The 12,266-nt window shown below is 55.9% G+C and carries 11 protein-coding genes; all 11 read right to left on the reverse strand.

Features of this window, described 5'->3' with window-relative positions:
* Positions 1-69 precede the first annotated feature (69 nt).
* Entirely contained in the window at positions 70-1,506 is a 1,437-nt protein-coding gene (locus VSX58_RS16355) for a M20 family metallopeptidase (RefSeq protein ID WP_327619015.1), read from the reverse strand.
* 31 nt (positions 1,507-1,537) lie between these two features.
* Positions 1,538-2,401, reverse strand: coding sequence for an ATP-binding cassette domain-containing protein (locus tag VSX58_RS16360; RefSeq protein ID WP_327619016.1), 864 nt, complete (start codon positions 2,399-2,401; stop codon positions 1,538-1,540).
* A complete protein-coding gene (locus tag VSX58_RS16365; RefSeq protein WP_327619017.1) occupies positions 2,398-3,393 on the reverse strand; it encodes an ABC transporter ATP-binding protein in 996 nt (331 codons plus the stop codon). The genes VSX58_RS16360 and VSX58_RS16365 overlap by 4 nt, the downstream gene beginning before the upstream one ends.
* A gap of 10 nt (positions 3,394-3,403) precedes the next feature.
* Positions 3,404-4,336 carry an ABC transporter permease gene (locus tag VSX58_RS16370; protein ID WP_327619018.1) on the reverse strand — a complete coding sequence of 311 codons (933 nt, stop codon included), beginning with the start codon at positions 4,334-4,336 and terminating at the stop codon, positions 3,404-3,406.
* 9 nt (positions 4,337-4,345) lie between these two features.
* Positions 4,346-5,263: an ABC transporter permease gene (locus VSX58_RS16375; protein WP_327619019.1), complete on the reverse strand. Its 918-nt coding sequence runs from the start codon at positions 5,261-5,263 to the stop codon at positions 4,346-4,348.
* Positions 5,264-5,329: 66 nt separating this feature from the next.
* Positions 5,330-6,859 (reverse strand): ABC transporter substrate-binding protein, encoded by a 1,530-nt coding sequence (locus tag VSX58_RS16380; RefSeq protein ID WP_327619020.1) that lies wholly within the window; start codon positions 6,857-6,859, stop codon positions 5,330-5,332.
* 627 nt (positions 6,860-7,486) lie between these two features.
* Positions 7,487-8,218 (reverse strand): phosphate signaling complex protein PhoU, encoded by a 732-nt coding sequence (gene phoU / locus VSX58_RS16385; RefSeq protein ID WP_327615630.1) that lies wholly within the window; start codon positions 8,216-8,218, stop codon positions 7,487-7,489.
* 14 nt (positions 8,219-8,232) lie between these two features.
* Positions 8,233-9,009 carry a phosphate ABC transporter ATP-binding protein PstB gene (pstB, locus tag VSX58_RS16390; protein ID WP_327619021.1) on the reverse strand — a complete coding sequence of 259 codons (777 nt, stop codon included), beginning with the start codon at positions 9,007-9,009 and terminating at the stop codon, positions 8,233-8,235.
* Positions 9,010-9,059: 50 nt separating this feature from the next.
* On the reverse strand, positions 9,060-9,947 hold the full coding sequence (pstA, locus tag VSX58_RS16395; RefSeq protein ID WP_327619022.1) for a phosphate ABC transporter permease PstA: 888 nt from the start codon (positions 9,945-9,947) through the stop codon (positions 9,060-9,062).
* Positions 9,947-10,906, reverse strand: coding sequence for a phosphate ABC transporter permease PstC (gene pstC, locus VSX58_RS16400; protein WP_327615633.1), 960 nt, complete (start codon positions 10,904-10,906; stop codon positions 9,947-9,949). Before pstC ends, pstA begins: the two co-directional genes overlap by 1 nt.
* A gap of 182 nt (positions 10,907-11,088) precedes the next feature.
* Positions 11,089-12,129 carry a phosphate ABC transporter substrate-binding protein PstS gene (gene pstS / locus VSX58_RS16405; protein WP_327619023.1) on the reverse strand — a complete coding sequence of 347 codons (1,041 nt, stop codon included), beginning with the start codon at positions 12,127-12,129 and terminating at the stop codon, positions 11,089-11,091.
* Between the last annotated feature and the right edge of the window lie 137 nt (positions 12,130-12,266).

Below are 12,266 nucleotides of genomic sequence, written 5' to 3' on the forward strand. Positions count from 1 at the left end.
TCCGTATCGCCCGCTCCCTGGCGATACGGCAAGCGTAGGCAAAACATCGTTATACGTCGTTTATCGCCTCTAAACGGCCGCCGCCGGCCGGCGCGCTTTACTCTGCGAACGCCGGCGCGCGACATCCGCGCCTTGTTCGGCCAGATCCCAGAACAGACCGGCCATGATTTTAAACGCCTGTAGCGTCATATCCGCCAGAATATGCTCATTGGGCGCATGCTGCGAACAGGCGGGATAAGAGTGCGGCACCCACAGCGTCGGCAGTCCCAGGGTTTCCGAAAAGCAGGCGTTAGGCAATCCGCCGCCGAAATTCGGCAGCACCGCCGCTTTGGCGCCGGCGGAGCGGGTTATCGACGCCATGCCCCATTCCACCCACAAATCATTGGGATCGAGCCGGGTAGCGGCGTAATGGCTCATGGCGTTGGCTATCTCCACGTCGGCGAATCCGTTGGCGTCCAGATGGCGGCGGATATGCTGAGCAAAGTTATCCACGTCGCTGCCCAGCACATAGCGCATATGGCAGTGCGCCCTGGCGCGCGGCGGAATAGCGTGGGCGGGCTTGTCCGGGTTGCCGGTGACAAAAGCCAGCACATCCAGCGTGTTCCAGCCATAAAGTTTTTCCGCCGCCGTCAGGCCCGGCTCCCCCCATGCGGGATCGATAGCCGGATCCGTCGGCCCGCCGCCCAGTTCAATATCGGCGAGAATACGCCGCATGGTTTCGGATATCGCCGGCGGCCGCAATCCCGGCACCAGAATCCGGCCGTGGGCGTCCACCATGCCGGCAAGAGCGTGAGCCAGCCGGATGCCGGGGTTGCTCAGCAGCCCGCCCCAGTTACCCGAGTGGTGCGCGCCGTCGCGCGCGTTCACGCGCAGCTCAAAATTAAACACCCCTCGCGATCCGAGAAACAGCGTCGGGCGGGCGGCGGAGATCCGCGGCCCGTCGGAGGCGATGAACAGATCGGCGGCCAGCCAGTCGCGATATTGCGCGCAGATGTCGTCCAGCCCCGGCGATCCGTCCTCTTCCCCCATCTCCAGGATAATTTTCACGTTGTAGCCCAGACGGCCGTCGCGCGCCTTCAGCACCTGCTCCAGCGCCGCCAGATTAATGGTGTGCTGTCCTTTGTTGTCGGCGGTGCCGCGCCCATACCAGCGGTTGCCTTCCTGAGTCAGCGTCCAGGGCGATAATCCCTCGCGCCACTGGTCGTCGTAGCCCCTAACCACATCCCCGTGGCCGTAGGTCAACAGCGTCAGCGCGGCTTCCGGCTCCATACGCCGCGCCAGCAGGAACGGCCCTTTGCCGCTAACGGGATTATCCGCCAGCAGCCATTCAAACCCCATCGCTTCCAGAAGCGGGATCATTTCGTCCGTCAGGTAGGAGAGCAGAACAGGGCCGCTGCCGGCATCCTGGCTTTCCGTGCGGTATGCCACCCTGCGCGCCAGGGTTTGCGCCAATTTTCCTGAAGCGAAATAATCGGCGGCTGCCTGGATAGTCTCTTCACGCGTCATATTTGTCCTCTTTGCCTATTGTCTGGTTTGGTTAATGGTGCTCGATATCCGGAATACCCAATCCCGGCTCCGGCGTAAGCACCGAGGCCAGCAGCGATCGGGTGTAAGGGTGGCGGGGCGAGTGGAAAATCTGCTCACGCGGCCCCTGTTCGACAATCGTCCCTTTTTGCATCACCGCCACATGGTCGACCAGATGCTCCACCACCGACAGGTTGTGGCTGATCAGCAGGTAAGTCAGCCCAAACTCCTGTTTCAGCGCCAGCAGCAGGTTGAGGATCTGCGCCTGAACGGAGACATCCAGCGCCGACGTCGGCTCATCGCAGATCAGAATATCGGGCCGCATAATCAGCGCGCGGGCGATGGCGACGCGCTGCCGCTGCCCGCCCGACAGCTGGCCGGGATACTGGCTGTGCGTGCGGGCGGGCATGCCGACCACGTCAAGCATCTCCTTAACGCGCGCCTTGCGCTCCTCCGGCGTGCCGATGCCGTGCAGACGCAAGGCGACCTCCACGATATCGGCGACCGTGCGGCGCGGGTTCAGCGAAGAGTAGGGATCCTGAAAGATAGGCTGAATACGCGCCGCCATCTCCTTGCGATCGCCGGAGTCGATTTCGCGCCCTTCAATCAGCACGTTGCCGGAAGTCGGCGGCAACAGACCCAGCAGCATTTTCGCCAGCGTGCTTTTGCCGCATCCCGACTCGCCCACCAGCCCCAGGGTTTCCCCGCGCCGGATACGCAGGGAGACATCGTTCACCGCGCGGATCTCGCCGGCCCGGGAGAAGAGACCGCGATTAAGGCGAAAAACCCGCGTCAGGGAGCAGAGTTCCAGCGCAATATCATCGTTGCCCGGTATATGCGTCGGCAGCGCGGCATCATGGTTTACCCTCTGGCTCATGCGACCTCCGCATTGCGCACCGGCAAAGCCCGCACGCAGCGCACCGCGTGCTGGGCCGTCACCTCGACGTAAGGCGTTTCCCGGCCGCAGGCGTCCGAGCAATAGGAACAGCGGTTGCTGAACGCGCACCCCTGCTGTACGCCGATCAGGCTCGGCACCACGCCGGGAATGGCATTCAGCGGCTGGCCCGGTACGGTTTTCCCCTGAACCGGAATGCACTCAAGCAGCGCCCGGGTATAGGGGTGCTGGGGATGATTAAATAGCGTCATCACCGGCGCGGTCTCCACAATCTTCCCGGCATACATCACCGCGACCCGATCGGCGATGCGCGCCACCACGCCCAGGTCATGGGTAATGAAAATCACCGCCATGCCGAACTCCCGCTGCAGCTCGCGCAACATGCGCAGAATCTGCGCCTGAATAGTGACATCCAGCGCCGTCGTCGGCTCGTCGGCGATAATCAGCTCCGGCTCGCACATCAGCGACATGGCAATCATGATGCGCTGGCGCAGGCCGCCGGACAGCTGATGCGGATACTGCTTCAAACGATCGGCCGCCATGGGAATGCCCACGCGCTCCATCAGATAAACCGCCCGTTCGCGCGCCTGCGCCGGAGAAACCTTGCGATGGGCCAGAAGCGTTTCGCACAGCTGGTCGCCCAGCGTGTAGGAGGGATTGAGCGAGGTCATCGGCTCCTGAAAAATCATCGCCATCTGGTCGCCGCGCAGCGCGGTAATTTGCCGTTTTTTCAGCGTCTGCAGCTCTACGCCCTTAAACAGAATATGGTCCGCGGCGCGCACCGCCTTGCGCGGCAGCAGATCCATCAACGCCAGCGAGGTCATGGATTTACCGCAGCCGGACTCGCCCACCAGACACAGCATCTCCCCGCGCCGCACCGAGAAATCCAGCCCGCGCACCGCATGCAGCGTGCCGCGCGGCGTCGGCAGATCGACGCGCAGATTTTTCACATCCAGCAAAATGTCATTATTCATGGCCATATCCTCAGTTACGTCCGTCCAGCGCGGTCACGTCGCGCAGGCCGTCTCCCAGCAGATTGATCCCCAAAACCAGAATAGCCAGCACCACGCCGGGAATCAGGATGACCCAGGGTTGAAAGAACATGTATGCCTTGCCTTCCGCCACCATCAGCCCCCACGACGGCATCGGCGGCTGCACGCCCAGCCCAAGGAAAGAGAGCGTGGCTTCCAGCAGAATGGCGTGGGCGATTTCCAGCGTGGCCACCACCGTCAGCGGACCAAGCAGATTGGGCAGGATCTCGCGCAGCATGATGAACGCGGAGGACGCCCCCAGCGTTTTGGCGGCGGCGATAAACTCCGCCTCGCGCAGTTGGCGGGTGACCGAGCGGGAAACAATCAGAAAGCGATCCCACAGCAGCAGCCCCAGCAGCAGGATCACCACTTTTACCGATCCGCCCACCAGCGAGGCGGTGGCCAGCGCCACCAGAATGATGGGCATAGACAGGCGAACCGTCAGAATGTAGCTGACCGCCGCGTCCACCCGGCCGCCGAAATAGCCCGCCAGCACGCCCAGCGTAATGCCGATAAACCCGGCCACCAGCACCGAAACCAGCCCGATGGTTAACGATACCCTGGCGCCGAACAGCAGCCGGCTCAGGTAGTCGCGCCCCAGTTTGTCCGTTCCCAGAATGTGCTCCCAGCTGCCTTTCTCATGCCATACCGGCGGTATCAGGCGCTGGCTCACGTCCTGCGCGTAGGGATCGTGCGGGCTGATTAACGGCGCGAGGATCGCCGCCAGTACCATAATCGCCAGAACAATCAGTCCGAACGTCATGCTGTGATGGCCGAGGATACTGCGAACCCAGAGCCGCCAGGGGGCCGGTTCCGCAATCAAGGCCGCTTCAGCCGCCGCCGGCTTGACGGCCAGCGGGGAAGAGAGTGATGAAGAGGTTTTCATGGAAGCTCCCTATGAGGTGCGCAGACGCGGATCGAGCGCCGCATTGAGAATATCCGCCAGGAATGTCAGCCCGATATAGAACACCGAAATAATCAGCACAATGGCCTGCACTACCGGAAAATCGTTACGGGAAATGGAATCCCAGGCCAACTGTCCCAATCCCTGCAAGGCAAAGATCGACTCAATCACCACCGATCCCCCCAGCATAAAGCCCAGCTCAACCGTCGCCAGCGCCACCACCGGAATGATGGCGTTACGCAGACCGTGTTTGACGATCACTTTGAAAGAGCTCAGCCCCTTGGCGCGCGCGGTGCGGATATAATCGGCGCCCAAGACATCCAGCATGCCGGAGCGCGTCAGGCGCATCAGTGACGGCATGGCGTAATAGCCCAGCGCGACGGCCGGCAGGACGAAGTTCTGCCAACTGCCGTTCCCGGCCACCGGCAGCCATTTCAGGCCCACGGCAAAAATGACAATCAGCAGCAGGGCGAACCAGAAATTGGGCATCGCCTGGCCGATAACCGAAACGAACGTGGCGCACCGGTCGATCCAGGTGTCGCGAAATACCGCCGCCAGCACCCCGAGCGGAATGGCCACCAGCAGCGCCAGCAATAGAGAAACCGCCCCCAGTTTCAGCGTGACGGGCATTCTCTGCCCCACCAGCTCCATCACCGTGTTTTCGAAATAGAACGAGCGGCCGAAATCCAGATGCAGGGCCGACCACATCCAGTGCATAAACTGCGTGGTTAACGGCTGATCCAATCCATACTGCGCCCGGATACGTTCAACCACCTCGGCCGTCGCCTCCGGCCCGGCGATAGCCGCGGCTAAATCACCGGAAAGATGCAGGAGAGAGAAACTGACTACCGCCACGGTAAACAGCACCGCCAGCGCGACCAGAAGCCGATGTAGGATATAGATAATCATGAGCGGTTCCTCATTCTCACCAGATGTCCGCGGGGATCGCCATCGCGCCCGATCCCCGACAGATTGTTACTTCCAACTCGCCATGGCGAAGCGCGGCAATTCATCCGGCCAACTGTCGAAATTCAGATCGGAGGTGAAGGCGTAATTGGTTGAATAGGAAAACATCGGCGCCAGATAAGCCTGGGAAGAGATGCGTCCCAGCAAATCCGCATACATGGCGCTACGCTGTTTGGTGTCGATGGTCTCATCCGCTTTGGTCAACAGGCTGGTGACCTGCGCATCTTTCCAAATATCGTCGCCCTTGCCGCCGAAGTAAGGCGTAACGAAAGCCGACGAATCGTTGATGGAAAAGGATCCCCAGGTCCGTACCGCCATCGGCGCCTTACCGGAAATCAGATCGGCGGCCAGCACCGGATACTGCACATAATGCAGGCGCGCGCGAATCCCCACTTTACGCAAATCGCCGATGATCGCTTCGGCATAATCGCGTTCGCGATAGGCCCAGATATCGGTATCGAAGCCATTGGGGTAGCCCGCTTCCGCCAGCAGTTTCCTGGCTTTTTCCGGGTCGTACTCATACTTAATCACTTTGCTGGTATTACAGGCCGCCTGAGTATGGAAACAGGCGGAATAGACAGGTTGGCTGCCGCCGCGCACCAGATTATCGACCATCCCCTTACGATTGATGGCATGGTTCACCGCCTGACGGACCCGCAGGTCTTTGAACGGCTCGCCGCCCGGCCCGCCGGCATTGACGTTCAACGCCAGAAAACCGATACGCATGGTTTCGCCGCTCTTCACCGCAATATTCGGCATCCCCTCCAGCGAGGTCATCTGGTCGGAGGGAACGCGCCAGATCCAGTCGACCTGGCCGGTCATCAGCTGCGCCAAACGGGTTTCCGGATCGCGGATAACCACAAACTGTAGCTTGCCGATTTTCGGCTGGCCGATCGGGCTGTCTTTGAAGTAATCGGGGTTCCTCTCCATAGTGACGCCCTGCGCCGGGGTCACGCCGGTGATTTTATAAGGACCGGTGCCAATCGGCGCTTTACTGAAGCCGGCCAGCTTAACCTGTTGATAGTATTTGGCCGGAAAGATCGGCGTCGGGCCGGACAAATATTCCAGCGCCGCCGGGAAAGGTTTTTTCAGCAGCAGTTTTACCGTGTAGTCATCGACTTTTACCGCTTCCTTAATCCATTCCACGCTCTGCGGAACAACGGAATCCGGCGCGCCGGCAATATTATTGAACGTGTACACCACGTCATCGGCGCTAAAATCATCGCCGTTATGAAACTTAACGCCTTTACGCAAATGCAAAATCAGTATTTCCGGCGAATCCCACTCCCATGATGTCGCCAACAGGGGTTCATATTCGCCGGTTTTGGGGTCGCGGTAGATCAGCCTGTCCCATACCAGGTTGGAAATAATCACGCCTTCCCGCATGTTATTATGATAAGGGCTGATATTTTCTACCTCATTGTCCGAGGCATAAACCAAAGTATCATTCTGTTTTCCCGCATAGCTATAGGAAGCATATCCAATCAGTAATGCAGATAAAACATATTGTTGTATCCATCTTGCCAGGGATCGAGCCATGCTATTTCTCCATCTCATTAATGAATAAATTAAATAGCCACCATGTATACCCAATAAAATTCAGAATACCGGATAACAAAAAGTTATCGTTTCAAACAACGCAAAGCGTTGCTTCTTTAAAACGAGGTTCATTCATAAACCTCGCAATACGGCGATGAATAACAAATTCGTCAGAAACGAATTTGACCTGCCGCCCGCATCCCGTAAAAAGAGGCGGGATATCTTTTTAATTTCAGCCGATTAGCAAGGACAAACGACCAAAACAACAGGTCCGTCGGGCCATTGCTTGCCGTCACTGCCAAAGAGAGGCGCGCCAGGGAAACACCGAATAATTTAAATAAACGGGCTTCTGGTACACGGCAGGGATATTCATTGCAAGAGTGAAGCCAACAGCAGATTTATAACCTTATAGATTTTAGGTAAGAGATTTCTAAAAATAAGAAATCGTAGACGTGGCGTACGCAATTTTTGAATACTACGCGGAAATAAATTAAGTTACGCCTTTTACCTATAAGCGTTTCATTTAGATAGTTAGCGCGTCAATAGTGCATATCCATGCTTTTTTGCACTATTTAAAAGCAAAACGCCCTGCATTGCAGGGCGTTTTTAATACGAAGAGAGGTAACGTTATTCCTCTTTTTTATTCTCTTTTTCGACCAGCAGTTTTTCTAATGCGTCGCCGCCGAGGTGGCGGAAATCCTGCCCTTTGACGAAATAGAAAATAAACTCGCAGATATTCTGGCAGCGGTCGCCGATACGCTCAATGGAACGGGCGCAAAACAATGCCGTCAGTACGCTTGGAATGGTGCGCGAGTCTTCCATCATGTAAGTCATCAACTGACGAACGATGCCTTCATACTCTTTATCCACCTTTTTATCTTCGCGATAGATACGCACCGCCTCATCCAGATCCATACGGGCAAAGGCATCCAGCACATCATGCAGCATTTGCACCGTATGGCGTCCCAACGACTCCAGGCTGACCAGCAACGGCTGATGCTGATGAGAGAACTTCTCCAGCGCGGTGCGGCAGATTTTGTCCGCCACGTCGCCGATACGTTCCAGCTCGGAAATCGTTTTGATGATCGCCATAACCAGACGCAAATCGCTGGCGGTCGGCTGACGTTTGGCGATAATGCGTACGCAGGCTTCATCAATGGTCACTTCCATCATATTGACCTTGGCGTCCGCTTCCACCACGCGCTGCGCCAATTCAGCATCCTGATTGTGCATCGCGGTAATGGCGTCGGTCAGCTGCTGCTCCACCAGCCCCCCCATGGTTAGCACCTGGGTACGGATGTTTTCCAGCTCGGCATTAAACTGCCCGGAGATGTGTTTGTTCAGATTCAAATTATCCATGATGCTTCCCGTAATCAACCGTAACGGCCGGTGATATAATCTTCAGTCTGTTTCTGCCGTGGCGCAGTAAACAACGTGTCGGTATCGCTGAATTCGATCAGTTCACCCAGATACATAAACGCGGTGTAGTCCGAGCAACGTGCAGCCTGCTGCATATTGTGGGTGACAATAACCACGGTGTAATCATTCTTCAGCTCGGAAATCAGCTCTTCAATTCTGCCGGTGGAGATCGGGTCAAGGGCAGAGCAGGGCTCGTCCAGCAGCAGCACGTCAGGACGAATGGCGATACCGCGCGCAATGCACAGACGCTGCTGCTGGCCGCCAGACAAACTGTATCCGCTCTGGTGCAGCTTGTCTTTGGTTTCTTGCCACAGCGCGGCTTTAGTTAACGCCCACTCCACGCGCTCATCCATCTCCGCCCGCGAGAGCTTCTCAAACAGCCGCACGCCGAAGGCGATGTTGTCATAAATGGACATAGGAAACGGCGTCGGCTTCTGGAAGACCATGCCCACCTTGGCCCTGAGCAGCGAGATATCCTGTTTATCATTCAGGATGTTATCGCCATCAAGCAGGATCCCTCCTTCGGCATGCTGCTCCGGGTAAAGTTGATACATTTTATTTAAGGTACGCAGCAGGGTCGATTTACCACAGCCCGACGGGCCGATAAAAGCCGTAACCTTATTGGCGGCGATATCCAGCGTGATGTCTTTCAGCGCATGGAATTTCCCATAATAGAAATTCAGATTACGTACCTGGATTTTACTGGTGGATGTCTCAGTAGCCATACTCATCAAGACTTCTCTCTTTTACACGGATGATGCAAAGCAACATCTTAAATTTATTAGTGTTTCTTGGCAGAAAAAATAACGCGCGCCAGGATATTCAGCAGCAGAACGCATAAGGTAATAAGCAATACGCCCGCCCAGGCCAACTGCTGCCATTCAACAAACGGACTCATGGCAAACTTAAATATGGTGACCGGCAGGTTGGCAATCGGATGCATCAGATCCGTACTCCAGAACTGATTGGACAGAGACGTAAACAGTAACGGCGCGGTTTCCCCTGCAATACGCGCTATCGCCAGTAAAATTCCCGTCATGATGCCGGAGACGGACGCTTTCAACGTGATGGCGGAAATCATCTTCCACTTCGGCGTCCCCAACGCGTACGCCGCTTCACGCAGACTATCCGGCACCAGCTTGAGCATATTTTCCGTGGTACGGATAACAATGGGCACCTGCAAAAGCGCCAGCGCAATCACCCCGGCCCAGCCAGAGAAATGCTCCATTTTGGCCACCACCAGGGTATAGACAAACAGTCCAACCACGATTGACGGCGCGGATAGCAGGATATCGTTAATAAAACGGATAACTTCGGCAATCCATGACTTCCGGCCGTATTCAGCCAGATAGATGCCGGCCATAATGCCAAGCGGCGTGCCGAAAATGGTCGCCCACAGGATAAGCAGACCGCTGCCGACAATGGCGTTCGCCAGACCGCCCCCTTCAGTATTGGGCGGCGGGGTCATTTCGGTGAATAACGCCAGCGACATCCCGTCAAACCCTTTGCTGATGGTCGAAAACAGGATCCAAACCAGCCAGAACAGGCCAAACGCCATCGTAATCATGGATAAGCACAGGGCAATACGATTTTTTTGTCGCCGCCAGGCCTGCATTTTTTGCCGTGAACGCAGCAGCGACTTTTCTTGTTCCATACTTAATGCCGACATTAGCGCGCCCCCTCATTCTTTGCCAGACGCATAATCATCAACTTCGAGCACGCCAGAACAATAAAGGTAATAACAAACAGGATCAGACCCAGTTCCATCAGCGCCGCGGTATGCAGGCCTGATTCAGCCTCGGCAAACTCATTCGCCAATGCCGAGGTAATGCTGTTACCGGGCATATACAGCGATGCGCTGTCCAACTGGTAGGTATTGCCGATAATAAAAGTCACCGCCATGGTTTCACCCAGCGCACGCCCCAGCCCCAGCATAATGCCGCCGATTACCCCGTTTTTGGTGAAGGGCAGAACGATATGCCAGATGACTTCCCAGGTCGTACAGCCAATGCCATAGGCGGACTCTTTCATCATCACCGGCGTTTGTTCAAAGACGTCGCGCATCACCGCCGCAATGTAAGGAATGATCATGATCGCCAGAATCACCCCCGCCGCCAGAATGCCGATGCCAAATGCCGGGCCGGAGAATAACGATCCCACAATCGGAATGCCGGAAAGCACATTGCCGACCGGCTGCTGAAAATATTTGGCGAATAGCGGAGCAAAAACGAACAGCCCCCACATACCGTAAACGATACTGGGGATCGCGGCCAGAAGCTCAATAGCGACGCCTAAAGGCCGCTTCAGCCACCCCGGAGCCAGTTCGGTCAAAAACAGCGCGATACCAAAGCTGATTGGTATGGCGATAATCAGCGCGATAAGAGAGGTGACAATGGTGCCGTAAATCGGTACCAGTGCGCCAAACTGTTCGGCAGGCGCATCCCAGTCTTTCGTCCAGAGAAAAGAAAAACCGAATTTCTCAATACTGGGCCAGGAAGCCACAATAAGGGAAACAATGATGCCCCCTAACAACATGAGCGTCACCAGCGCGGCTAATTTTACCAGCGCGCCAAAAATGATATCGCCATGCTTTCCGGGGGCTTTGATAGTTGGCTTGTACTCAGCCATGCGTCTCTCTTCTTAATTTAGCGATGCTTGATAACAAAAGTGGCAGTCAAGGATAGGGAGGGAAACCGCCCCTCCCCCGTTATACCTTGCTGCACTCAGCGAAATGGCCTTGCTATCAAACACAAGGAACGTAGTACAATTTTAGTACACTTATTCTTACGCAACTCTTTTTCTAATTATCTTTAATACAATGCCTTGCCGCTGCTATCTTTCACATTTGTTTTCCAGGCGGCGCGAATCTGCTCAACGACTTCGTCCGGCAGAATAGCGTAATCCAGCGCTGTAGCCTGAGAACCGCCTTTCTTATAAGCCCAGTCGAAGAACTTCAGCACTTCCGCGCCTTGTTCAGCTTTAGGCTGTTGTTTTTGTATCAGAATGAACGTCGTAGAGGTGATAGGCCAGGCATCCGCGCCTTTCTGGTTGGTCAGGTCCTGGGCGAAAGATTTGCTCCAGTCTGCGCCCTTGGCGGCATTACTGAACGTAGCTCCGGTCGGGCTAACAACTTTACCGTCAGCGGAAAGCAGTTTGGTGTAAGCCAGGTTATTCTGCTTGGCGTAAGCATACTCAACGTAGCCAATGGAGCCGGGAAGACGCTGAACGAATGCGGCAATCCCATCGTTGCCTTTTCCGCCCAGACCGGTCGGCCAGTTAACCGTAGAACCGGAGCCGATTTTTTCCTTCCACTCTGGATTCACTTTCGCCAGATAGCTGGTGAATACGAAAGAAGTACCGGAACCGTCGGCACGACGCACTACGGCGATATCCTGATCCGGCAGTTTGGCATTCGGGTTCAGCTTAGTGATGGCAGGGTCGTTCCATTTTTTGATTTTACCCAGATAGATATCGCCCAGAGTTTTGCCATCCAGCGTCAGATCGCCGGATTTGATGCCGGGAATATTCACGGCCAAAACCACCCCGCCGATAACGGTCGGGAACTGGAACAAACCATCCTGCGCCAGCTTATCGTCGGACAGAGGCGCGTCAGACGCGCCGAAATCGACGGTCTTTGCGATAATCTGTTTTACGCCGCCGGAAGATCCAATACCTTGATAGTTAACTTTATTACCGGTTTCTTTTTGATAGGAATCAGCCCATTTGGCATAGACCGGCGCAGGAAATGTCGCACCGGCGCCAGTGAGGTTGGCAGCGGCAAAAGCAGAGACCGCCGTCAGAGAAAACGTTGCCGCAACGATACTGGCAATAGAGGTACGCATAAGTTTCATAATCCCTCCTGTGGGATACCAAAAGTAGTGTCGACCCGGAGTCGTGATTAATCAGAGTGTAGTTTGCAGGAGGAAAAATAGGACAATTAAGTGACAGTAAAATGTACGTTATATTACAGTTATGTGACAAACAGAGA

Origin of the sequence: Brenneria populi (assembly GCF_036016195.1) — a bacterium.
Classification (GTDB): Bacteria; Pseudomonadota; Gammaproteobacteria; order Enterobacterales; family Enterobacteriaceae; genus Brenneria; species Brenneria populi.